The sequence below is a fragment of the Paenibacillus sp. GYB003 genome (assembly GCF_036577625.1).
In the GTDB taxonomy this organism is placed as follows: domain Bacteria; phylum Bacillota; class Bacilli; order Paenibacillales; family NBRC-103111; genus Paenibacillus_AB.
In genome coordinates this window covers 25,327-49,748 of sequence record NZ_JARBDC010000044.1, presented here as the reverse complement: position 1 = coordinate 49,748, position 24,422 = coordinate 25,327, and the positions used below count along the sequence as shown (strand labels likewise).

Below are 24,422 nucleotides of genomic sequence, written 5' to 3'. Positions count from 1 at the left end.
ACGGTCGATGTCGCTGTCCGGTTCGGATCAGCTGTGAACCGGGAGCTTCGGCGCAACCAGGCTCGCCGTAATGTCGTCCACCTCCTGCAGCTCCTCCGCGCCGAGACGCTCGTGCCATGCCGCGGCCGCCGCCGTCACCTGCTCCGGCTTCGACGCGCCGAGAATGGCCGACGTAATGCCGGGACGGCTGAGCACCCACGCCAGCGCGAATTGCGCCAGCGTCAGCCCGCGCCGGTCGGCCAGCGGCTTCAGCGCCTCGGGCAGCGTCAAGCTGTGGCTTTTTTGCAGCAGCAGCTCGAGCCGCTTCTCGCCTTTCGCGAGGCGCGAATCTGCCGGCGGCGCTTCGCCGGCGCGGTATTTGCCCGTCAATATGCCGCGGCCGAGCGGGCTGTACACGATGACGCCGACGCGCTCCGATTCGGCGAACGGGATCAGCTCCCGCTCGATTTCGCGCGAAATGAGGCTGTATTCCGGCTGAACGCTCTCGAACCGGTGCAGCCGGTGCAAGCTGCTGATGCCGTGCGCCTTCGCCAACTGCCATGCGGCGAAATTGGAGGCGCCTATGTATCGCACCTTCCCTTGGCGGACGAGATCGTCGAGCGCGCCGAGCGTTTCCTCGAGCGGCGTCTCCGGATCGAACCGGTGCACCTGGTACAGATCGATATAGTCCGTCTGCAGCCGCCGCAAGCTGTTTTCGACCGCGCGGAAAATATGATACCGGCTTTGCCCGGCGTCGTTCACCCCGGTGCCGACGCGGCCGTGCACCTTCGTCGCCAGGATGATCCGGTGCCGCCGCTCCTTCAGCAAATTGCCGAGAATGTGCTCCGACTCGCCGATCGACTCCGGATTGCCGAGATCGGCCCCTTTGCCGTACACGTCCGCCGTATCGATCAAGTTGATGCCGCTGTCGAGCGCCGCGTCGAGCACGCTCGCCGACGCCCGCTCGTCGATCCACCGTCCGAACGCCATCGTGCCGAGGCTGACCTCCGATACTTTCAACCCCGTTCTTCCCAATCGCCGATAATGGGCCATTTGCCGCATCCTCCTCTTCGGTTCGCCGTCGCGAGATAAAATCACACTAAGCCGATAGGTTTTTAAGTTTTTTTCTTCTCGATGGCACTTACTATAGCAACGGTTCCGGCACGTTGTCAACCGCATTGTTTGGACAATTCGCGCAATTCCGGCCGTTTCCCACCGCGGAACGCCCCCTCGAAACGGGCGCATAGATGAAGGCCGATCTTTGCCGTTGCCGCGAAAAAAAATGCGCGTCCTATTTTGCAAACAATCGCCCGATTGGAAACATAAAAGATTGTCCAAGCCTTGCGATCGATCCTTTCCGGAGTTTTGAAATTTCGCAAAAACACCGTTGACAGCCCTCCGGAACCGTGCTATATTTCGACTAAACTCATCGGGATACGCGATTTTAAACGATCCAGAATGACAACAAAACAAACCGGTCAACCGGATGCATGCCGCCTCGGCTGTGTCCGGTTTTTTGCGTTTCCCGCTCATCTGAAGGTCGGTCGTTCGCAAAACAAAAAAGCGAGGTGCAACGAAATGGCGCAATCGAACAAACTGCTGCATTTGAACGTATTCATTCGCGGAGCCGGCCATCATGCCGGCGCTTGGAAGCATCCCCAGACGAACCCGAAGCTCGACCTGACGCTGGACTATTACGCGGAACTGGCGCGCATCGCCGAGCGGGGCTTATTCGACTGCCTGTTCATGGCGGACAACTACTCCGGCCTCGGACGGAGGCTGGAGCCGTTCACGCTGCTCTCCGCTCTGGCCGCCTTGACGAAGCATATCGGCCTCATCGCCACGGTCGGCACGACGTACAACGATCCGTACCACGTCGCGCGAAAATTCGCTTCGCTCGACTACATAAGCGGCGGGCGCGCCGCCTGGAACATCGTGACCGGCCATTCGCAGGCGGACGCCGACAATTTCGGCAAGCCCGGCCATCCCGAGGTGGCGAAGCGGTACGAGATCGGCGACGAATTCGTGCGGGTGACGAAGCAGCTGTGGGACAGCTGGGAGGAAGACGCGCTCGTGTACGACCGGGCTGCCGATACGACCATCGATTCGAACAAGGTGCACGAAATCAACTTCAAGGGCAGCTACTACTCGGTCAAAGGCCCGCTGAACATCCCGCGTCCGCCGCAAGGGTACCCGGTGCTCGTGCAGGCCGGCTCGTCCGAGGGCGGCAAGGAGCTGGCGGCCAAAACCGGCGAAGTCGTCTTCACCGCCCAGCAAACGTTAGGCGCGGCCAAACAGTTTTACGCCGACGTCAAATCGCGGCTCGCCAAATACGGCCGCACCCCCGACCAGTTGCTCGTCATGCCGGGTCTCGGCCCGATCGTCGCCGATACGGAGGCAGAAGCGAAAGACCTGGAAGCCGAGCTCGATTCGCTCGTCGACGCGAAAAAGTCGCTCAAGTATTTGTCCCGCTACTTCGACGTCGATTTGGCGGACTATCCGCTCGACGCGCCGGTTCCGGTCGACAAGGCGAAGCCGTACGGCTCGATCGACGTCGGCATTACGAGCCGGCATGAAGTCGTCATCGACGCGGCACGCCGCGAAAACATGACGATCCGCCAGTTTCTGAGCCGCAGCTACGGCGGACACGGCCACGCCACGTTTACCGGCTCGGTCGTTCAGGTCGCCGACTTCATCGAAACGTGGCTGCGCGAGGGCGGCGCCGACGGCTTCAACCTGCTGCCGGCCGTGTTCCCGGGCGGGCTCCAAACGTTTGTCGACAAAGTCGTTCCCGAGCTGCAAAACCGCGGCATTTTCCGCACCGAGTACGAAGGCCGGACGCTGAGGGAAAATCTCGGGCTGGCCCGTCCGGACAACGTCCATAAACGGGTATGGGCGCTGAGCCGCGAGGCGAATTAAGCGATACGAAAAGCTCCCTTGACCGTGTATGCGTATCGGCCGGGGAGCTTTCCCTCGTCAACGTTTTATATGGCGGTCCGTCCTGCGGCCGCCGCGCTTGCCTGCGGCTTCCGCCCTACTTCCGGCTCCACAGGATCGTCGTTAACCGCTTCTTCTCCTCTTCGGCGGGCAAAGGAAGGAGTCCGCGGCGCTCCAAAACTTCCATAATCGCGAAGATAATCATACCCCCGCTGTTCATCGCCTTATTGACGATTTCCGTTTCCGCAATGTGCGCGGGGGCCAGCTTTTTCCACAGCCGGACGAATTGATCGTGCACGTTTTCCAGCACCGGTTTCGCTTCGATTGCCGCGAACGCCTCGTCGACGATCGCATTGAACTCCCGGAACTGCTCCTTCGTAAAAAAGGGGACGAGCGATTTCAATCGGCCTCCTTCGTTCGACGCATACCCCGCCTCGACCATGCGGCTGATCAGCAGTTTGTCGTACTCGCCGTGCGCCTCCCCGCTTTCGATCAGCTCGACGATGCGCGCCATTTCGGATAATTGCGGCGCATCGAAGTACCGCCACTGAAGGCCCGACCACCACGTTTCCATTTGCAGACTGGAATAGGGGCCGCTCGATCTTGATTTGATGCCGTTGGCGACGTATTTGCGCACAATATCGTAGTCCGGAATGACCCGCTCGTATTCGGACGGCTCCTCTATAATTCTCGCGGCAACGATATATTTGCCTCCGTCCTTTCGTTCCGGCGGCTGGTACCGTTTATAGTAGTCGGCGTCCTTGACCGAGCCATAATGCCGATACACCGCATACGGAACGAACGCCCACAGTAAAAACGCGTCGTTCGCGTCGCTGCCGCGGAAGCCGAGCGCCCGAATGTCGTCCAGGCGCGACGATACGGCGTCGTAAATCGGTTTGGCGATCGTTTCGGCCCCCGCGCGGAGCAATGCGCTTTCCTCCGCTTTGTCGGCGAGCGTTTCGATGATGAAATTGGTTTGGTACTTCCCGTTCCCGGTTCGGCGCAGCAGGTCGGACTTTTCGCATTTGTCGATTTCGTCTTCGACATAAGCGGCGCCGACACCGATGGTGCGGGCGATTTCTTCGACGGTCAACGGTTTGTCGTACGCCGCCGCGAAAATGTTCGATACGACGAGCGACTGGAAGTAGCAGTTCGGCTCCCCGTTCGGCCCGGGTGTCCCGTTATGGCCGACGCCCAGACGAACGGGCTTGAAGCTCAAGCTTTTCGCTTCCGCATTCATGTTTAATCCCTCCCTCAGCTTTTTGCGCGCTTCGAACAGATGCCATTTGACCGTGCCCGGGGCGATGGCCAGCGAAGCGGCGATCCGGTCCACGCTTTCGCGGTCGTAATAATAGCGGATCGCGATGTCGCGATGCCGTTTGGACAAGCAGGCGACTTCCATGGCCAGCCGCTCGAGTCCGTCCTCCTCCCCGATCCGGGATTGCGGGGGCTCGCCGGATGCGACCCAAGGAACGTCGTCGATATCGGCATGTCTCCAATGCCGCTTTTCTTTGTTCACGTAATTGCTCCATGTGTAGAAGCATAGCGTATAAACCCAGGAGTCCCAATTGTCGATCCGCTTGCCCGACCGTACGGAACGGAGCAGCGCGATCGCGATTTCTTGCGCCAAATCTTCGGCATTTTGCCGGTGACCGGTCTTCGCCAGCGCAAAGCCGAATATCCGTTTCGAATAGCGGCGGATCATCGATTCGTCGAACCCGTTTTGCTGCAGCATGATCAAGCTCCTTGCGAGACGTCTCCCTATTCAAGTAGGCGTTCGGAACGAACGGTTGGGCCGCAGCCCCATTTTTGCGAAAAAAAATCCGCCGTTTCCCCGTTCCTATCATCGCCTACACTCGCTCATTGAAACAAGCGGCCGTGCTGTGGTATAATGACATGAATTTGGATAAAGCGGTGATTGGATTGAATTCGCGATTATTGCATAAACTTCAAGTATATTCCAAAACCTTGACCGGAAACGGTCAAGGTTTTTTGTTTCCTTCGGGAAAAAAAACTGTAGGGGGTAATCAATTGTGACCGGAGGGAACAATAAATCGATGCTGGCCGTCTGGATCAGCCTGATCAGCAACATCGTCCTGACGGCGCTCAAGCTGATCGTAGGCTTGCTGGCGAACAGCCAGGTGCTGATCGCCGACGGCGTCCATAATGCGGGAGACGTCATCGCGACGATGGCCGCGCTCAGCTCGATGCGCATTTCGAAGCGGCCCGCCGACGAGGACCATCCGTACGGCCACGGCAAGGCGGAAGTGCTCGGCTCGGGGATCGTGGCCTTCATTCTCGTGATTGCGGCGCTCTATATCGGCTACCATGCCGTGCTCGCCTTTTTCGAGGAGCCGGGTCACGCGAGCGTGCTGGCGCTCGCCGCGGCCGTCGTTTCGCTGATTTGGAAGCAGTGGCTGTATGTGTATACGATGCGCATCGGCAAAAAAGAAAACAGCAAAGGGCTGATCGCGACCGCCTACGACCATTTGGCGGACGTGTACGCCTCGGTCGCGGCCGTTATCGGGATCGCTCTCGCGCTCGCCGGCGACCATTACGGCATACACCTGCTGTCGTACGGAGACCCGGCCGCCGGACTTATCGTATCGATTCTCGTCTTGAAGCTCGCCTGGCATATGGCCCAGGAAGCGATGGATATTTTAATGGAAAAAGCGGTGAGCGCCGATAAGCTGAACGAGTATACGACGCTCGTTCGCAGCATTCCCGAGGTGAAGCGGATCGACCGGATTCGCGCGCGCGAGCACGGCCACTACATCTTGGTCGACGTGCGCGTGAGCGTTCCCGGCGAGCTGAGCATCCAGCAAGGCCACGACATTTCCCGCTCGATCAAAAAGGCGATCATGGATCGCCATCAAGAAGTGGACGAGGTGCTCATCCATCTGAACCCGTGGTACCGGCAGGACCGTTAATGGCCGACGCCGGTTTCGAGCGGGACTTCCTCGGGCAGCCGCTTGGACATGCCGGGCACTTCCCGCGGCTTGTATTCGATCGCATCGGTCGAATACACCGCGACGAACATCGTGCCTCTTCCGGCGAACGCGCGGATGAGCACCGGCTGGTTGTACGCGTTGCGAAAAACGAAATCCGGCCCGTCCCAGCTCACCGTCGCATCGCGGCCGGGCGGCACGTACGGCACGTGGCGGCTGTGCGAATAGCGCTGAACGATTTGCAGCCCGGCCCGGTCGATCGCGTTGAACAGCGTCGACGATACTTGGCATATGCCCCCGCCGATTCCTTCCGAAAGCTCTCCCCTCACAATGACCGGGGCGCGCAAATAGCCTTTTTCCTCCGTCCGTTTGCCGACCGTCCGGTTGAACGAAAACGTCTCGCCCGGAAACACGACGGTGCTGTCGATCGCCTTCGACGCGAGGCCGATATTGTGCGATCGGCTTTTGTTGCCCGCGTTGAAATATGTCGCGTATGCGCCGATTTGCTTTTGGCGAACGCTCGCCAGCAGCTCGCCGTCGACTCTCGGGTAGACGGGGCTGAGCGCGACGCCGGCCCGAGCAGGCCCGCTGCCGTAAAAATAAGCGTACAGCTGCTCGGTCGTCGCCTCGCGGTTCAGCTTCCGGCCGGGCCGGGCGGGGACGATTTGGCCGCCGTCGCCGAACTTCGCGTTTTTCGGCGCCTCGTACGTCAGCCGCTCCGCTTTGTCGAGAAGCCGGTTCAGCTTGTCCGTATCGACCATCGTCTGGCCGGGCAGCGAAAAATCCGCTCGGTTTATTGTCAGTATGTTGCGCCCGTCGTTCTCCAACGCGAGCGAATCGGAAACGTCCGGCTGCTGCAGCAGCGCGGCGAGCAAAACGAGCCATACGGCTTTCACGTGTCGGTTCCTCCTCGGACAGCCAGCAATGAAAAATAGCCTCCTAGATACAGTTTCCTAAGGAGGCTCAATTTATGTTAAGCGTTTGCCGTACGTTACGGCCGGCGGCGCAAAAAGTTGTCCGCGGCGAACCCGCGCACTTCGTCCTCCGTGTAATGCTTCAGCAGCTCCTCGATCAGCCGGCCGGTATGCCCGGCATGCTCCAAACCGGCGATATGGGACGAAATGCCGTCCAGATCGGAGCCGAGACCGATATGCCGCACCCCGCCGAGCGCGCAAAAATGGTCGACGTGCTTGATCAAATCGGCGATTGACGCGCCTCCGCCCTTCTTCGTGAAAGGCGGGTTGTAGATGACGTGAACGGTCGCGCCTTTGGCGAACAGCGCCCGCGCCTGCTCGTCGGTCAGGTTGCGCGGATGATCGCAAACCGCCTTCGCGTTCGAATGGCTGGCGATCGGATAATGCGTCAGCTCGATGACGTCCCAAAACGCTTTTTCGCTCAGATGGGAAACGTCGGTCAATATCCGGTTCGCGTTATTGAACGCGACGATTTCTTTTCCCCACGAAGTCAGCCCCGCCCCTCGCGGCTCCATGACGCCGTCCGCGGCCAAATTGGCATGGTTCCACGTAAGGCCGACCGACCGGACGCCGAGCCGGTGCAGCAGCCGAAGCTTGCCCGGATCCGTCCCGATCGCGTCGACGCCTTCGAGCGTCAGCATCGCGCCGATTTCCCCGTCTCCGAGCGAGTCGAAGTCGCTCCACTCGACGATCTGCTTCATGTCCGGATTGCGGCCGAGCACGTTGTCGTAAAAATAATCGATTTGGTCCAGCATGGCCTGGAACCGGTGCTCCTCCTTCACCTCGGGCGGCACGTACAGGGCGAAGCACTGCGCTTTGACGCCGCCGGCGGCGAGCCGCTCTTTGCTCGTCTCCAGCTCGGGGGCGTCGCGGTAGGCGAGCGTTCCGCCCGATTTCCATATTTTGTACAGCGCGTCGCAGTGCAGGTCGATAATTCGCATGCTTGATCGTCCTCCCGTCGAATCGTTTTGCTCTCTTCCTCACGATAAAACAAAAGAAAATCCCCGACAAGCGAAATTGTCAGGGATGATTGCGTATGATTGCGTTTAAGCCGTTACGCCTTCACGGTCGCCTCCACCGGATTCGGCTTGCCGAGGAAGCGCCAGAACGAGCCGCCGAACAGATCGGCCACGTCGCGTCGGATTTCTTTCTTTTTCAGCTTCCAGCCGGTATCGAGCAGGTCGCTGTATTTGTCGATCAGCACGTTCGCGATAATGTCGCGCGAGTGGTCCCACTTGTACAGCAGCTGGTCCAGCACGCGGCAATCGGAATGCTGCGGCGTCACGCTCGTGCCGAGCAGCTCGAAGCGCATGCGCGTCATTTCTTCGATCAGGCTCGGGTTGTTCAAAAACCACCAGCAGCCGAACACGTGCAGGTTGCGGAATTTGCGGGCGGCTACGGCGAGGCCGTGCTGGTTTTCCCGGGCCAGCATCGTGCACAAAAACTTGTTGTCCGGGTGCAGCGCGCACATCCGCTCGACCGACCGGACGTCGCTCGGACCGACGCTGTCGCCGGCGTCCCCGAGCGCCGGGTTGACCCGTTTGTTGACGCCGATCATCATCGCGAACGGAATGTCGAACTCGCGGGCGACCGGCAGTATGCATTTCTCGATAATCGCGCCGCGCGCGGACTGCTCCGGATAGCGGAACGACGGAGGCAGCGAGACGGCCATGTACAGCGGATTCATTTTGCGAATCCAGAAGCGCAAAAATTCGCGGATGCCTTCGACCGTCTTATCGGACACCTGCCGCTCGACGTCGTAGCCCCAGTCTTTCAGCCGCTGCCAGGTCGACTCCTCCCACTGCATAAGCAGCGGGTCGATGCGCAGCGCCGTGTTGAACCGCGGGTCGACCTTCTCGATCGTCTGCCACCCTTCGCGCTCCGCGTCCACGAACGGATCGTTCGTCATGCAGACGTTGGCGACGCCGGACAGATCGAAGACGAGATCGATATATTCGGAAGTCGTCTTGGAGGCGAAAAAGGCGCGGTACGCTTCCAAATCGCGGGACGCCACGTCGAGACCGAGCCGGTTCAGGACGGTCAGGATGCCGCGGCAAGCTTCGCTGTACGGCGAATGGTCGAGAAACAGCGTTTTCCAGACGAGATCGGCCTGCTCGCGCTTCGACATCGCCCAGAACGTCTCGTACTCCAGCTCCGGATGAAACCGGAACGTCTCCGCGACCAAGTAATGGTACGTAAGAAGCTCGTCGATTCCCCACAGCAGCAAATCGCCGAAATGCTCGGTGAACAGGTGGGTATGAATGTCGGAAATCGGGGTCGTGCGGACCGTCTCGCGAACGAATGCGCGAAGCTCTTCTTTGGTTTGAATAGCCATGTCACGATTCCTTTCCCGGAAAATGGTTGATTGGGCTTGTTAACGTGTGCATTGCGTGCATAGCTTTATTGTACACGTCTCCGCGCTATTTGCCAAGAAGCTCCAAATGTTTCCCGATATGGGCGCTAAGCGCTTCGGTGTAGGCCCGCTCGTTTTCGTCCATCGTCTTGAAAAATTCGTCGCGGAACAGCGGCCGGCCGCTTTCGTCCTTCGCCTGCAGCAGCACGCCGTACGTAATGTGCAGCATTTGGCGGGCGTCTTCGTCGTTCAAATAGTTCGGCAGCTCGGCATCGGATACGCTGTCGAGCGGCTCGATCGCGTTCAAGTCCGCCTTTACGTGATAGTAGGCGGTCGCGACGTGGAAATGGCCATAGGCGTACGCATGCATGCGCCGGTACAGGTCCGGGTTCGTTTTCGCGACGACGCGCATCGCTTCGAGCCAGTTCGTGCCGGCCGTCTTCAGATGGAACCGGCCCTTCGTATGGACGCCGATCATCGGGAAAACGGTAAACTTGTCGCTGCCCGAATGAATGCTCAGCTTGTAGCCGAAATGGTCGGCGATGGCGGCATGGATTTTCAGCTCGTCCTCGAAGCGGGATACGTCGCCGATATAATCGATCCCTTTCTGAAACTCGCCGCAAAAGCGAGGCGCCATCGAAAACAGCGTCACCCCGCGGTCGTACAGCTCCGTCGCGATCAGGAAATGCGAAGCCGGGTCGGTCGGCGTCAGCGTCTCGTCGATCGACACCTCGAAGTCGATATCCCGACCGGCCGTTCGGATATAGGTGCGGAACACGTGCTCCATATAATCGATCGCCTTCGCGTAGATGAGCGCGTTTTTGGCGAGCGAAACGGCGTCGAAGGCGAAAACGGTTCCGGCCGCCTCGAACGTCCGGTTCAAATAACGGCTCTCGTAATGCGCCCGTACGTCCGACGGCAGCTGCCCGTATTTGGCCGTAATTTCGGCATCGGAAAGCCCTTCCACCGTATTGTCGATATGCTCCGAGCAGTCGAGCGTCAGCATCGTGAAGCCGAGCCCGAGCGCCATTTCGATGTCGGCTTCGACCTTCAGATGGTCGCCGTCGGCGCCGAAGCCGTCCTTGTACCCTTCTTGAAATGCCGCGTAGCAAGCCGCGTCGAGCACTTCCTTGTAGTCGCGCCCGGTCAGGTTCAGCTCGCGGATGCTTTGCTGCGCGAGAATCGGGCGAATGTTTCGGCCGCGCACCGTCTCGATATGTCCGGGCGAAGCGATGCCGAGACGGTCGCCCAGCCCGATCGTCGCGACGTTCGTGCCGAAGGCGCGCGGCGCCGTGTACGGGAGAAAGCGGTTCAGCGCCAGCCGGTTGGCATGGGTCAGCGGGCATAGCTTGGCGTTTGCCGGACCGCCCGCGACGGGCTCCCCGTCCAGCGCGTCCGCGAGCGGCCCCGTTCCTTCGGCCAGCAGCGCTTTGCGGCCGTCCAGCTTGACCATGGCGAGCCGCACGCCTTCGTGCTCGGCCAGCGACCGCTCGTACACGGATGCGTCCGTACCGCCGCTTTTCAACTGTTCAATGACAGAATATATCGCTTGCATCGATGAACCTCCTTACGAAAGTGGCGACAGTCAGTCGGCGTTTCCCGCGAGGCGGCGGTCCGGTCCAAGGAAAATGCACTTTCCCGAACGCCCGGTCGCCGGCGAACGGACGGACGGATGGACCGCAGCCTCGCGCCTAGCCTCATCTTAGCGCAATTTCCGTCTTGTTTCTGTTCAAAATTTGCGGATTGCACGATTTATTCCGCATTTTTTGCTCATCCGCGTTCCGGGATATGCTCCGGCTGACTTGTCACGACCGTGCCGTCGTCGAGCCGCAGCCACGATTCGAAGCCGCGCCGCCCTTCGTTCAGCCGAATGAGCCGCGCCCCGCGCGGGAACCCGTCGCGCCCGTACGTATTGTAGCCGGTCGCCCGCCCGTAGCACAGCCGGATGCCGTGCAGCTCGCCCCAATAGTCGTTGACGTGATCGTGTCCGCAAAACGTCCCCATCACATCGCCCGCTTCCGCCAGCGCGGCGAACAGCCCGCTGTTCAGCTTCGGCGCGCATACGTCCTCGTGCTTGCTGCCGTAGCACGTCCGCGTTCGCCATACTTGCTCGTATTCCGGCAGCGGGATATGGAAGAAGGCGAGCGCGGGCAGCGGCTCGCCCCCGTTCCGTTCGGTCAGCCGGCGCGATTCGCGCAAATACCAGTCGATTTGATCGCGGCGAATCCAGTCGTAGCCTTCTACGTGCGGCAGGCCGGAATAGGCGCCGGAATCGAAGCCGTACAGCGCCGCGGCGGCTTTGCCGTCCGCGCCTTCGATCACGAGCGCGTAATTGCCGCAGCCGGACAGCTCCGCCGGTCCCCGTTCGAAGACGGAGTGCGCGAACGCCTCGACCTCGGCGGCAAGCTCCTCGCGCGTAATGTAGTTTTCCGTGTCGTGATTGCCGAAGACGAGCGCCCACGGGACGCCGCGTTCCTCCGCGCAGGCCGCCGCTTCGCGGAGAGCGCCTCTCGGGTCGAGGCAGGGCTGCCGTCCGGCCTTGACGCCTCCGGTATAAATGACGTCGCCGGTAAAAAACACCACGTCCGGCTTCTCCTCCCGGATGACCGTCTCCATCAGCGCCCGCGAACGCAAATCTTCCTCGCAGCCGTCGATCCAATGTACGTCCGTAAATTGGGCGATCGTAAACGTCCCGTCCGGGCGAAATTTCAATGTCCGTTTGTTTTTGCTCATGTTCGCGCCTCCCCATGTACGCTGCTTTCGGTATGTATGAACCTGCGACCGCCGGTTGCCTGCCGGGTCGGCGGGTGAAGTCGGTGCCGGTCGCCACTCGCTCGTTATGACCGGCTGTCCGTTCGCCGATCGATCGGTACCGTACTGATTGCGTCGTTCGGTTTCTGTCGTTCGGTTTCTGTCGTTCGTTTCTGCCGGTAGGGGCGGTCTCGGTCGCTCCCGGTCAAACCCGGTCGGGTTGGCCCGACTGCGCCGACTGCGCCGCCTCTGCCGGATTCGGGCGGACTTCCCGGACTCGTCCGGTCTCATTCGACCGCGATCAGCTCCGTTCCCCGCTCCCGGAACTTTTCCGGCCATTGCGGCGGACAGTCCCCGTCCGTGACGATCAGGCGAACCTCATCCAGCTCGGCGATTTTGGCGAACGCCGTTTTGCCGATTTTCGAATGGTCGGCCAGCACGATCGCTTCCTCCGCCCGTTCGAGCATAATCCGGGATATGCTCGCTTCGCCGTAGTCGAAATCCGTAATGCCGTCCTGAAGCGAAACGCCGCCTACCGACAAAAACGCTTTATGGACGTTCAGCCGACCGAGCGTCCGTTCCGTCATCGCGCCCGCAACCGACTGCAGCCGGGCGTTCAGCTCCCCGCCGGCGAAAAACAGCTTGCCCGCGAACCGTTCCATGGCCAGCAGCAGCACCGGCACCGAATGCGTCACGATCGTCACGTCCGCGCGGTCGCGCAAATGCCGGACGAGCCCGAGCATCGTCGTGCCGTGGTCGACCATGATCGTTTCGCCTTCGCGCACGAGCGACGCCGCATACCGGCCGATCGCCGCCTTTCCGGCTTCGTGCAGTCCGAGCCGCTGCGCGAACGGCGGCTCGCGAAGCTCCATCCGCGGCGGAACCGCTCCGCCGTATACTTTTTTCAGCAGCCCTTCCTTCTCCAGCCGCTCCAAATCGCGGCGCACCGTCTCCGCCGAGACGGCGAGCCGTTCCGCCAACGCCTGCACCTCGACCTTCTCGCGCTCGGCGAGCTGCTCCAATATTGTCCTGCGCCGTTCCTCGTACGAAAGCGACATGATCGCGATAGCGGACCTCCTTCCAGTATATGACCGTTCATGACCAATCATGTTGTTTGTTGTTGATTTTATGGGATGGGCGTGCTTTTTGTCAATACAAAAAAGCGGATCGCCCCGGATCGCCGACCGGCGGAACCGGACGGTTCTTTGGCGTGCAAACCGATACGCTTGATCGCAGAGAGGGAACGGATATTCGGCTTCAACGTCTTACGAACCGAGCGAACGTTATCGCAGCCGAATGCGGCAGCTTGAATTTGTAACGAACTCCGGTAACGTTATTTCCGCAAATCGGATCGTTTTCATCATTCTTTCGGCTCGATAACGATGCATGGATTCGTTAGCCACCGATCCGGATCCGCCCGGTTGCCGTGAATACCATATACGATGTGACGCGCTTCTACAGAGAAACGAAAGAAAGAGAGGTCCCCTCATCGGACCGTGGGGCACGGTCATGGCACCGTCTCCGGTACGGAAAGCCGCACTTCGCTCTAGCTTAGCGAATTTTTAACAATAAAAAAAGAAAGACCGTCCAGCGGACGATCTTTCTCAATAGTTGGAGCGTATGCACCCGTTCAGCGATATAAGTATATTCCGGCAAGCGCGATTTCCGGTCGGGACAGTCTGGCACAGACGAGCCCAGGCAAGCCCGGGTTCGCGTTCCGGCGCTGCGAGATTGCCGGTCCATTTCTGCGTTCGGAACGGTTGGCCGTTCCGGCGGAAGCTTATCCCGATCCAAAAGGCGCTTGCCGGTACCCTATGCCTGGTCGACCCAGACGGACTAAGCTTGTGAGCCGTTCCAGTCGAAGCCGACTTCGTTCAAAAAGGCGCGCGCCAGCACCATATGCCCGGTCATGCTCGGATGCACCCGGTCCCAGGCCAGCGCGGCCGGATAATAATGCGGCAGCACGGCGTCGAACGCTTTTTGCGTATCGACGAATACGGCCCCGGCTTCCCCGGCCAGCTTTTCGACGACGCGGCCGTAACGGTCCATCATGGCGCGCATCGGATCGTCCCGGTTCGGCTCGATGTAGAACGGCGTCATGAGCACGAGCTTTTTCACGACCGGCTTCGTCAGCTCGATCAGCTCGCGCAGCGTGCGCTCGTATTCGTCGATCCGCACGTGCTTCTCCGTATACGTCGGCAAATCGTACTGCCGCCATACGTCGTTGATGCCGATCATGATCGACAGCCAGTCCGGCTTCAGCTCGATCACGTCGGTCTGCCACCGATCTTTCAGGTTGCGGACGGTATTGCCGCTGATTCCCATGTTCGTGACGCGAATTTCGCGATCCGGATATACCGTTCCGAGCAGCGCATCGACCAAAGAGACGTACCCTTTGCCGAGCGCCTCCCCGCGGCCTTCCCCGACCGGTCTCGCGCGGCCGCAATCGGTAATCGAGTCTCCAATCATGACTAGCCTGCTCTTCGGTTCGATAAGCAAAATGGATTCCCTCCGTTTGGTGTAATTAGTCCACAACCCATTATAAGGGAATCCGAGCTTAAGCGGACAAGTTTTTCGCGTTTTTTCGGTGCCGGAAAATAAGAAAAGCTTAGCGGCGGCCTATTATTCGTACAGAAAGCAGCTCTTCGCTTATCGCTTGGCGAATTCACCTCTTTCCTGCTTCGAAAAAAAGGGAAAACGGCCGAACCCGTTTCCCCCCGATCGCTACAGCATTCCGCCGCTTTGCTCCACGGCGCGCAGCGCCTGATGATGGACCTCCTCGTCCATGACCGCCGTCAGCAAATAGTTGCGGCCCATCGTATCGTCGTCGCCTCCGGTCGCCATTCCGCTGGCGCTCACGTCGGCTGCGGCCAAAATGCGCGCATCCCTGTCCAAAACATTTCCGCCCAACGTCAAATTGCCGAGTCCGCTAAAGTCCGCATTGATCGGATTTTCGATTCGATCGCTGCCTTCCCCGGGAAACCGGCCGATTTCGTCGATGCGCATATCGGTAATGCGCAGCGATTTCAGCTTCGCGACGGCGCCTTCCGCTTCCTCGCGGCTTTTGAAATAGGCCAATATGTTTTTTTCCGCCATATTCGTTCACCTCCGCATCCGTTCGCGGCGACGCGCCGCTACTCGTTTTGTTGACGCTCGTCCGCGGCTTCCGCCCGCCGGTTCGCTTCCCGGTCGTCCGAATCCGCCAGCGCCTCGGAAAATTCCACATCTTCGTTTTTGCCGATCGGCAGCTCTTCGTTCGCCTGCCGTTCCGTCTCGTTTTCGTAGTAATTCAAGCCGCTTCCTCCTTCGGGTTGCGATAGTCGAATGGGTCCATCCTTGCTTACATAGGTTTCCTTGCCGAGGAAAATTTTATGCGATCGGCGGCAAATCCCGCAAAGGAAGCGCGTTTGCGAAACGGACGTCCAAGCTTCCGCAAAAAAAGACCGTCACCCGGCATGCTTGCAACCGGGTAACGGTCTCGCGGCGGGATGGGGCGAACCGCCCGATCCTCGCCAACCTTTATTCGCCCAAAAACGCTTTTTTCATCCGCTCGAAAATCGACTGGTTTTGCTCGTGGGTATGCTCTCCGCTCTGTCTGGCGAACTCGCGAAGCAGCTCCTTCTGCTGCTCGTCCAGATTGGTCGGCGTCACGACGACGACTTTGACCTGCTGATCCCCTTGGCCGTAGCCGCGCAGCCGCGGAACGCCTTTGCCTTTCAAACGGAAATACGTCCCCGTTTGCGTGCCGGCCGGAATTTTCAGCTTTACCTTCTCCGACAGCGTCGGAATTTCGATTTCGTCGCCGAGCGCCGCTTGAGCGAACGTCAGCGGCACTTCGCAAAAAATGTCGTCCCCTTCGCGCTCGAAGAAATCGTGCGCCTTCACGCGGATGACGATGTACAGGTCCCCCGGAGGGCCGCCTCTCGTACCGCCTTCTCCTTCCCCGGACACGCGGAGCTGCGCGCCGTCGTCGACGCCTGCCGGAATTTTCACGTGAATTTTGCGCTGGCGCTTCACTTTGCCCGCTCCGTGGCAGTTCGAGCATTTTTCTTTGACGATCGTGCCCTGGCCGTTGCACGTCGAACAAACGCGGCGGTTCACGATGCGGCCGAACGCCGTATTTTGCACGACCTCCTGCTGCCCGGTTCCCCGGCACGTCGAACACGTTTCCGGCTTCGTTCCCGGCCTGGCGCCCGTACCGTGGCAGTTGTCGCACGATTCGGTGCGCGGAATTTGAATGTCCGTTTCTTTGCCGAACACCGCTTCCTTGAACTCGATCGTCATCGTATATTGCAGATCGGCTCCGCGCTGCGGCGCGTTCGGATTGCGCCGCTGACCGCCGCCGCCGAAAAACATGTCGAAAATGTCGCCGAAGCCGCCGAAGTCTTGCCCGCCGAAGCCGCCGCCCATTCCCTGGCTCGGATCGGCCGAGCCGAAACGGTCGTAGTTGGCCCGCTTCTGGCTGTCGCTCAGCACCTCGTACGCTTCTTTCGCTTCCTTGAATTTGTCCGCCGCGTCCGCCGCCTTGTTGACGTCGGGATGGTACTGGCGGGCCAACCGGCGATACGCTTTCTTGATATCGTCCTCCGAAGCGTCCTTGCTTACGCCGAGCACTTCGTAAAAATCGCGTTTGCTCACCGTTCCACCTCCCTCAAAACTACCCCCAAAAGTGTAGCATGCCTTCGAAGCTTAGTCCAAGTCCTTTTGGGGCTTTACCTAAAAAAACCATCGTCGCCCTATCCAACCGGAGGCATATAGAAGACTTTTGGACCTTCTATTTTTTTGCCAAATCGCCTATTTTTCGCGTAAAATACCGGTCTTTCGGGACTCTTATTCCGACAAAACGGCCCGATTGCAGCGAAAAACCGATAATAAGAGTCTCAAAAACATCTTAATCAGCCCGTTATCCGTCAATCAACCAAATAAGAGCCCCAAACGTCCGCTAATGGATCCGCCGCCACTCAATGAACCAATCGAAACGTAACGCCTTCGCTGGGGGGCAATCGCAATATGCGTCATCGCTTCCCATCCGGGGGGTACCGCAACTGCGCAACTGCTTCCCCGACCGGGGAAACCGCACGTGCGCCTATCCCCCCAACCGACAGCCGGCGCAACCGGCGCGATTGCAAAACGAAAGTCAAAGCCAAGGCCAGCCTTGACTTTGACTTTGACGAACGTTTCGCCCGCTGCTTCGCTTACTTTTTGTCGTCCACGACTTCGTAGTCGGCGTCGACGACGTTGTCGCGCTTCGCCGAGCCGCCTTCCGACGCGCCGGCCGCTCCGCCGTCCGCGCCTTGCGCGTTTTGCGCCGCTTGCTCGTACAGCTTCACGGACAGCTGCTGCACGACTTCGGACAGCTTCTCCGTCGCTTTCGTGATCGTCTCCAGATCGTTTCCTTCGAGCGCCTTCTTCAGCTCGTCCTTGGCCGCGTTCGCTTTGTCGATTTCGCCTTGATCGACTTTGTCGCCGAGGTCCTTCACCGTTTTGTCGACCGTATAAATCAATTGGTCGGCCTGGTTGCGCGCCTCTACGAGCTCTTTGCGCTTGCGGTCTTCTTCGGCGTGCGCTTCGGCGTCCTTCATCATTTTGTCGATCTCTTCGTCGGTCAAGCCGCTCGACGACGTAATCGTAATTTTTTGGCTTTTGCCCGTCCCTTTATCGAGCGCGGATACGTTGACGATGCCGTTGGCGTCGATGTCGAACGTAACCTCGATTTGCGGGATGCCGCGCGGAGCCGGAGGAATGTCGCCGAGCATGAAGCGGCCGAGCGTTTTGTTGTCCGCCGCCATCGAGCGCTCCCCTTGCAGCACGTGGATTTCCACGCTCGTCTGATTGTCCGCGTAGGTCGAGAAAATTTGCGATTTGCTCGTCGGGATCGTCGTGTTGCGGTCGATCATTTTCGTGAACACGCCGCCCGCCGTCTCGATGCCGAGCGACAGCGGAGTGACGTCGAGCAGAACGACATCCTTGACGTCGCCCGTAAGAACGCCGGCTTGGATCGCCGCTCCGAGCGCCACGACTTCGTCCGGGTTAACGCCTTTGTGAGGCTCTTTGCCGATCAGCTTCTTGATCGCTTCCTGAACGGCCGGAATGCGCGTCGATCCGCCGACGAGAACGACCTTCGTAATATCGCTCGTCGAAAGTCCCGAATCGCTCAGCGCCTGGCGCGTAGGTCCGAGCGTACGCTCTACGAGATGAGCGGAAATTTCTTCGAATTTCGCGCGGGTCAAGTTCAGCTCCAAGTGCTGCGGAACGCCGTCGACTACCGTGATGAACGGCAGCGAGATCGTCGTCGTCAGTACGCTGGAAAGCTCTTTTTTCGCTTTTTCCGCGGCATCCTTCAGACGCTGTACGGCCGCTTTGTCTTTGCTCAGGTCGATGCCGTGCTCTTTCTTGAATTCGGCGACCAAATAGTCGATGATGACTTGGTCGAAATCGTCGCCGCCGAGACGGTTGTCCCCGCTGGTCGCTTTTACTTCGAAAATGCCGTCGCCGAGCTCGAGAATCGAAACGTCGAACGTGCCGCCGCCAAGGTCGTAAACGAGAATCGTTTGGTTCGTGTCCTGCTTGTCGAGACCGTAGGCGAGCGCCGCCGCCGTCGGTTCGTTGACGATCCGCAGCACTTCGAGGCCGGCGATTTTGCCCGCGTCCTTCGTCGCTTGACGCTGGCTGTCGTTAAAGTAAGCCGGAACGGTAATGACCGCTTGGGAAACGGTCGTGCCCAAATAAGCCTCGGCGTCGGCCTTCAATTTTTGCAAAATCATCGCGGAAATTTCTTGCGGCGAATATTCTTTGTCGTCGATTTTTTCCTTATGATTCGTGCCCATATGGCGCTTGATCGAAATGACCGTCCGGTCCGGGTTCGTGATCGCCTGACGCTTCGCCGTTTCGCCGACGATGCGCTCGCCGTCTTTTTTGAAGCCGACGACGGAAGGGGTCGTCCGGTTGCCTTCCACGTTAGGGATAACGACGGCTTCGCCGCCTTCCATAACCGCTACGCAAGAGTTCGTCGTACCCAAGTCGATTCCGATTACTTTACTCATAATGGTGTACCTCCTAATGGTTGGGTGAAGTTCGTGTGGCCGAAATGCGATTACCCGCTAACTTTGACCATGGCCGGCCGAAGCACTTTATCTTTCAGCTTGTAGCCTTTTTGCACTTCTTCGACGACGATGCCTTCCTCGTGCTCCTCCGACTCCACCTGCATGATCGCCTGGTGAACTTCCGGATTGAACGGCTGCCCGACCGACTCGATCGGCGTAAGCCCTTCCTGGACGAGCACCGCGTCCAACTGGCGGTATATCATGTCGACGCCTTTCAGAAGCGCGTCGTGATCGCTGCTGTCCTTCGAGACGGTGATAGCCCGTTCGAAGTTGTCGACGATCGGCAGCAACTGCTCGATCAGCTTCGCGGATGCGTATTTCGCAAAATCTTCCTTCTCCTGGCGCGCGCGGCGGCGGAAATTATCGAAATCCGCCTGCGTGCGCAAGTAGCGCTGATAATGCTCGTCTGCCAGCTTCCGCTGCTCCTCCAGCTCGCGCCGAACGGCCGCCGTTTCGTCAGCCTTCTCTTCGTTCTCGGCCCGGTCTTCCGCTTCGACGGCTTCCGCCGCTTCCCCGGCCGTTTCGCCGCCCGGCTCGTTCACGAGCTCTTCCTGCTCGAGAGTCGCTTGACGCTTCTCCTGTTCCGTCACCTTAAGTAGCACCTCCGTCGTGTTTCCCGCTTCTATTCGATCGTCAATCGTCGGATTTCATTTTGATTACCGTATGGATGCGCAGCACCGCCGCCGCCACTTCGCCGGCCGCGCGCAGCGCGTGCACCTTGACCGGCGCCGGATCGATAATGCCGCCGGCGAGGCAATCCGTCACCTGCCCGGTATCGCAGTCGATGCCGTGCCTGTCCGAACGTTCCGCCAGCTGCGCCGCCTTCACCGCTTCCAGCTTCTCGAGCGGGTTGAAGCCGGCGTTTTGCGCCATTTGCGCCAGCGGCTTGCGCAGCGCGTGGGCGACCGCTTCGACGCCGAACGCCTCCAGGCCGGCGATCGTCTCGCGGTACCGCTCCAGCTCGCGGGCGACCGCCACCTCGACGGAGCCGCCTCCGGGCAAATAGCCGCCGCGAATCGCGGCCTGCACGGCCGCCGCCGCGTCCTGGGCGATGCGCGCCCGCTCGCCGACGACCTCGCGCGTGCTGGCCCCGACGAGCAGCGTCGCCGTCGGCTTGCCGGCTCCGCCGGACAGGCGCACGCGGCGAATGCGGCCGTCGTACCGCAGCGATCCGCATCGCCCCGCGTACGCGGCCAGCTCCGCCTCCGGCTTGCCGAGCGCCGAACGCCGGGCCGGCCTGGCGCCGGTATGCTCGCACAGCCGCTCCAGCTCCCGCTTCGGTACGCGCTGCAGCAGCATGATGCCGTTGTCCGCGCAAAATTGCTCGGCTTCCGGATCCGCGCTGCGGTCCAAAGCGACGAGCCGCACGTTCAGCCGGACCAGCTTGCGCAAATGGTCCGCAAACCGCTCCTTCAGCCGCATATACGTCTGAAAGCCCGCTTCCGTGACGAGCGCCTCTTCCCCGAGCTTTTCGGGCTCCAGCGCGTCGTACAGGACGAGCACCGACGGGTTGTCGAGCGCCGCCTCGTACTGATGCGGTTGAAACGGCTGCTGCTCGAGCAGCAGGCCGGGCCACACCTCGCTCGACTGGCGCTCGTGCGAGACGACGAGCTCCGGGAAACGGAAGCCGTCCTCCGCCAGACGCGCGGCTCCGAGCCGCTTCGCGGCGTCGACGACGAGCTCGGCGATGTCGCCGTGCTCGCGTCCGGCGACAAAAGCGATCCGGTACAAAATCGGATCGTCCGGTCCGCTCACGCCGCGCGACAGCTCCTGCATCCGTTTCGACGCGAAGCCGACGCCGTCCATGATCCCCTGCACCACCTTCGCCACGGGGACCCCTTTCGTCACCTGGGCGACGCCTTCGGACACGAGCGCGCCGGCGAGCACGGTCGCCGTCGTCGTTCCGTCGCCGATCTGCTCCTGCTGCGAGCGCGCGACCTGAACGAGCATGCGGGCGGCGGGATGCGATACGTCCATTTTTTGCAAAATCGTCGCCCCGTCGTTCGTTACGAGCACGTCGCCCCGAGCGCCGACCAGCATCGTATCGAGCCCTTTCGGCCCGAGCGTGCCTTCGACGGCCGAGCAGATGGCGCGAACGGCGGCGGCGTTGTTCAGCAGCGCGGCGTGGCGCTCGCCCTCTTCATGATTCGATTGGTTCATAACCGCTTGATTCCTCTTCCGATCCGCTTGTCTGCGCCGCTTATTTGTACCAGCGGGCGAGCACTACGGCCATATCTTTCGACAAATGGTCAAGCAGGCTGATCACTTTCCCGTACTCCATCCGCGTAGGTCCGAGAATGCCGATCGTTCCGAGCAGTTGTCCGTCTATCGAATAGGATGCCGTAATCAGACTGCAGTTATTAATCGCTTCGACGCTGTTTTCCGTGCCGATCTTCACCTGGATGCCTTGCGGCGCCGAGGAGAACAGCTTCACGAGCGTATGCGCCTCGTCGAACAGATCGAGAATGCTTTTCACTTTGTCGACGTCCTTGAACTCGGGCTGGGTGAGCATGTTCGTCGATCCGCTTACGAAAATGCGGTCTTCCTCGTCGCTTTGCAGCGTACCTTCGATCAACCGGATCAGTTCCTCGTACTTGCTCGCGTAGTTGCCGAGCTCGGAGCTGACCAGAGAGTGGAGTCTCGATTTGAATTGAAGCAGCGGCACGCCGGACAGGCGGGCGTTCATCAGATTGACGAGCCTTTCCATTTCGCCGACCGGCATTCCGTCCGGAATCGAGATCACTTTGTTTTCCACGTGCCCGGTGTTCGTCACGATGATGGCGACCGCCGACGAATCGTTCAGCGGCACGATTTGCAAATGCTTCAGCGTCGTGGTGAGCAGCTCGGGTCCGAGCACGATCGACGTATAATTCGTCAGGCTGGACAGCGCCGTCGCCACGTGCTGGATCATATGCTCCATCTCCTGCAGCTTTTCGGCGAAAAATAGCTTCAAAATGTCCAGTTCCTTGACGGACAAATTGCCGAGCTTCACGAGATGGTCCACGTAATACCGATACCCTTTATGGGACGGGATGCGCCCCGCCGACGTATGCGGCTGTTCCAAATATCCGAGTTCTTCCAAGTCCGACATTTCGTTGCGAATGGTCGCCGGACTGAATCCGACCTCGCCCCGCTTGGATATCGTACGCGACCCGACAGGCTCAGCTGAACGAATATAGTCGTCGACAATGGTGCTTAAAATCAGTTTTTGACGTTCAGTTAACATGCGCGGTCCTCCTCCATATGCCAAGCTTGCGGCGCGTCGTTAGCACTCAATACAAAGGAGTGCTAAAACCTTATAACAAAAATACCAAAAAGAAAAGCACCTTGTCAAGTCAGTCAAGGCGCTTCAACACTGCTATTTCGTCGCAATTGTGCTGCTTCTTGCAATGGATGCAATCCGTCCAAACTTTCTCCGGAAATATTTCTTTCGGTACGACCGAAAACCCGTTTTTTTCGAAAAAGGCGACCTCGTACGTCAGCGCCATAATTTTCGGAATGTCCTGCTCCTTCGCTTCCTCCGTCAAAAACGTGACGAGCTTGCGCCCGATCCCTTGGCCCTTGTAGCCGTCGCTTACGCCGAGCGAACGAATTTCGACGAGGTCCTTGCCGAGCCGGAACAGGGAGCCGCAGCCGACGAACCGGCCCTCGAACTCGGCGATCACGAACGTATCGATATGGCGGCCGAGCGCTTCCTTCGAGCGCGGCAGCATGATGCCTTTTTCCGCATAGCTTTGAATGATGTCGTATAGCGAGTCGACGTCGTCCAGCGTCGCTCTTCTGCATGTTACCGTCATGTGCTTCCCCACCCGCTGCATTCATTAATACGAATAAATATACAACAGTCGGGCGGTTCGTTCAAGAACATTTTTTCGTCTTTTTTCCGCCGGCCGAAAACGAAAAAGCTCCGGTCGCCCGAAGCTTTTCGCCGTCATCCTTTATTCCAAAAATTCGCCGAACACGTCGTTGCCGAACAAAAGCCCCCGCTCCGACAACCGGTAGCCGTCCCCGACGGCTTCGAGCAGCCCGCTTTGCACCATTTTCTCCAGCTTCGCACCGAACGGAAGCTCCATCGGGACGCCGAACTGGCCGCGAAAATCGTCGTTGCGGACGCCGTCCAGCAAACGGAGGCCGACCATCATGAAGTCTTCCATCGCCTCCTGGCGGCTGACGTCGTGGGTTTCCTTGACCGGCAAACCGGTCCGGCAAGCGTCGATGTAGGCCTGAACGCCTTTGATATTGAAATGCCGGACGCCCCCCGCGTAGCCGTGCGCCCCCGCCCCCAAACCGTAGTAGGCTTTATTGCGCCAATACGCTTTATTGTGGCGGCTTTCCATGCCCGGCTTCGCGAAGTTGCTGATTTCGTACTGGCGCAGGCCGGCTTCGTTCATCCGGCGCCGGACCGTCAAGTACATGTCCAGCTCTTCGTCCTCGTCCGGCAGCGGCAGCTTGTTTTTATGGTACAGCGTATGGAACAGCGTATGTTCTTCGATTTTGAGGCTGTAGGCGGAGTAATGCGCAAGACCGAGCGCCAGCGCCGCGTCCAGCGTCGCGTTCATCGCGCCGATCGTCTGGTTCGGCAGCCCGAGCATCAAGTCGATCGATAAATTGTCGAACCCGGCGGCCCTGGCGTTTTCGATGCTGCGGTAAACGTCGTCCGTATTGTGAATGCGGCCGATCGTCTCCAGCAGCTTGTTGTCGAACGACTGCACCCCGAAACTGATCCGGTTGACGCCGCCTTCACGCATCGCCGCCAGCTTCTCCGGATCGGTCGTCCCGGGATTCGCCTCCATCGTAATTTCGCAATCCGCTGCGCGATCGCCGAAATACGCGTTTACCGTGCCGAGAAAATACCGCATTTGCTCCGGCGTCAGCACCGTCGGCGTGCCGCCGCCGACGAAGATCGATTCGACTGACTTCGCGGGTATGCGGCTCACGGTTCGTTCCATTTCCCGTTCCAGCGCGCGCAAGTAGTCCATGACGGGCTGTCCCTGCACGACGTACGAGTTGAAGTCGCAGTAATGGCATTTGTTCGTGCAAAACGGAATGTGGATATAAACCGCCCGCGGCGGCGCTTGATCGTAGCCCGGGCCGGAAGCCGTCGCGATTCGGCCGTCGGGCGCACGGTGCGTCATAACGCTCGCCTCCTTCCTTCTGCCGGGGGAGACCCCCGGCTTTCGTGACGCTCATAATAACGGAAGACGGTTCCGCCATGAGCGATATTTCCCGTTATTTCCCGGAAATAACGGAAGCGTCTTAAAGCGTCTTCCGTTATTCCGCTGTCCAGACTCCCCGAACCGGATCCGACCGCCTTTTTAACGGAACCGCGTTCCGTTATCGTTCCATCCAAATAGATGAACCGTTCGAATAACGTACT

20 protein-coding genes are annotated in these 24,422 nt (G+C 59.6%); 2 read left to right on the top strand and 18 right to left on the bottom strand.

Annotation, left to right across the window (positions count from 1 at the left end):
- Positions 1–27: 27 nt before the first annotated feature.
- The gene (locus tag PV407_RS15420) at positions 28–1,032 is read right to left on the bottom strand and encodes an aldo/keto reductase (RefSeq protein WP_332090818.1); all 1,005 of its coding nucleotides are present in this window, start codon (positions 1,030–1,032) and stop codon (positions 28–30) included.
- A 525-nt stretch (positions 1,033–1,557) separates the two neighbouring features.
- Between PV407_RS15420 and PV407_RS15415 the strand changes: the two genes are divergently transcribed.
- The gene (locus PV407_RS15415; protein WP_332090817.1) at positions 1,558–2,898 is read left to right on the top strand and encodes an LLM class flavin-dependent oxidoreductase; all 1,341 of its coding nucleotides are present in this window, start codon (positions 1,558–1,560) and stop codon (positions 2,896–2,898) included.
- Positions 2,899–3,013: 115 nt separating this feature from the next.
- Here PV407_RS15415 and PV407_RS15410 read toward each other — a convergent pair whose 3' ends face one another.
- Positions 3,014–4,651: an RNA polymerase sigma factor gene (locus tag PV407_RS15410; protein WP_332090816.1), complete on the bottom strand. Its 1,638-nt coding sequence runs from the start codon at positions 4,649–4,651 to the stop codon at positions 3,014–3,016.
- Between the two features lie 322 nt (positions 4,652–4,973).
- Between PV407_RS15410 and PV407_RS15405 the strand changes: the two genes are divergently transcribed.
- The gene (locus tag PV407_RS15405) at positions 4,974–5,846 is read left to right on the top strand and encodes a cation diffusion facilitator family transporter (RefSeq protein WP_332090935.1); all 873 of its coding nucleotides are present in this window, start codon (positions 4,974–4,976) and stop codon (positions 5,844–5,846) included.
- Here the strand turns inward: PV407_RS15405 and PV407_RS15400 are convergent.
- The 16 genes from PV407_RS15400 to hemW form a co-directional block, all read right to left on the bottom strand.
- Positions 5,843–6,760, bottom strand: coding sequence for a VanW family protein (locus tag PV407_RS15400; protein WP_332090815.1), 918 nt, complete (start codon positions 6,758–6,760; stop codon positions 5,843–5,845). The two genes, PV407_RS15405 and PV407_RS15400, sit on opposite strands and share 4 nt — an antisense overlap.
- A 95-nt stretch (positions 6,761–6,855) precedes the next feature.
- Positions 6,856–7,779, bottom strand: coding sequence for a dipeptidase (locus PV407_RS15395; RefSeq protein WP_332090814.1), 924 nt, complete (start codon positions 7,777–7,779; stop codon positions 6,856–6,858).
- A gap of 113 nt (positions 7,780–7,892) precedes the next feature.
- Entirely contained in the window at positions 7,893–9,173 is a 1,281-nt protein-coding gene (locus tag PV407_RS15390) for a glucuronate isomerase (protein ID WP_332090813.1), read from the bottom strand.
- Between the two features lie 85 nt (positions 9,174–9,258).
- The gene (locus PV407_RS15385) at positions 9,259–10,746 is read right to left on the bottom strand and encodes a tagaturonate epimerase family protein (protein ID WP_332090812.1); all 1,488 of its coding nucleotides are present in this window, start codon (positions 10,744–10,746) and stop codon (positions 9,259–9,261) included.
- Between the two features lie 215 nt (positions 10,747–10,961).
- Positions 10,962–11,924, bottom strand: a complete 963-nt coding sequence (locus PV407_RS15380) for a metallophosphoesterase family protein (RefSeq protein ID WP_332090811.1) — start codon at positions 11,922–11,924, stop codon at positions 10,962–10,964.
- Between the two features lie 305 nt (positions 11,925–12,229).
- Complete coding sequence (locus PV407_RS15375; protein ID WP_332090810.1) at positions 12,230–13,000, bottom strand: DeoR/GlpR family DNA-binding transcription regulator; 771 nt, start codon at positions 12,998–13,000, stop codon at positions 12,230–12,232.
- 778 nt (positions 13,001–13,778) lie between these two features.
- Positions 13,779–14,411 carry an SGNH/GDSL hydrolase family protein gene (locus tag PV407_RS15370; RefSeq protein WP_332090809.1) on the bottom strand — a complete coding sequence of 211 codons (633 nt, stop codon included), beginning with the start codon at positions 14,409–14,411 and terminating at the stop codon, positions 13,779–13,781.
- A 255-nt stretch (positions 14,412–14,666) separates the two neighbouring features.
- Positions 14,667–15,038 carry a hypothetical protein gene (locus PV407_RS15365; RefSeq protein ID WP_332090808.1) on the bottom strand — a complete coding sequence of 124 codons (372 nt, stop codon included), beginning with the start codon at positions 15,036–15,038 and terminating at the stop codon, positions 14,667–14,669.
- A 38-nt stretch (positions 15,039–15,076) separates the two neighbouring features.
- Positions 15,077–15,235, bottom strand: a complete 159-nt coding sequence (locus PV407_RS15360; protein WP_442951667.1) for a YfhD family protein — start codon at positions 15,233–15,235, stop codon at positions 15,077–15,079.
- A 226-nt stretch (positions 15,236–15,461) separates the two neighbouring features.
- Complete coding sequence (dnaJ, locus tag PV407_RS15355; protein WP_332090807.1) at positions 15,462–16,580, bottom strand: molecular chaperone DnaJ; 1,119 nt, start codon at positions 16,578–16,580, stop codon at positions 15,462–15,464.
- A 557-nt stretch (positions 16,581–17,137) separates the two neighbouring features.
- On the bottom strand, positions 17,138–18,985 hold the full coding sequence (gene dnaK / locus PV407_RS15350; RefSeq protein WP_332090806.1) for a molecular chaperone DnaK: 1,848 nt from the start codon (positions 18,983–18,985) through the stop codon (positions 17,138–17,140).
- 50 nt (positions 18,986–19,035) lie between these two features.
- Positions 19,036–19,635 carry a nucleotide exchange factor GrpE gene (gene grpE / locus PV407_RS15345; RefSeq protein WP_332090805.1) on the bottom strand — a complete coding sequence of 200 codons (600 nt, stop codon included), beginning with the start codon at positions 19,633–19,635 and terminating at the stop codon, positions 19,036–19,038.
- Between the two features lie 43 nt (positions 19,636–19,678).
- Entirely contained in the window at positions 19,679–21,205 is a 1,527-nt protein-coding gene (locus tag PV407_RS15340; protein ID WP_332090804.1) for a TCP-1/cpn60 chaperonin family protein, read from the bottom strand.
- 40 nt (positions 21,206–21,245) lie between these two features.
- Entirely contained in the window at positions 21,246–22,271 is a 1,026-nt protein-coding gene (hrcA, locus tag PV407_RS15335; RefSeq protein ID WP_332090803.1) for a heat-inducible transcriptional repressor HrcA, read from the bottom strand.
- Between the two features lie 109 nt (positions 22,272–22,380).
- Positions 22,381–22,842: an N-acetyltransferase gene (locus PV407_RS15330; protein ID WP_332090802.1), complete on the bottom strand. Its 462-nt coding sequence runs from the start codon at positions 22,840–22,842 to the stop codon at positions 22,381–22,383.
- 141 nt (positions 22,843–22,983) lie between these two features.
- Positions 22,984–24,180: a radical SAM family heme chaperone HemW gene (hemW, locus tag PV407_RS15325; RefSeq protein WP_332090801.1), complete on the bottom strand. Its 1,197-nt coding sequence runs from the start codon at positions 24,178–24,180 to the stop codon at positions 22,984–22,986.
- Positions 24,181–24,422 lie beyond the last annotated feature (242 nt).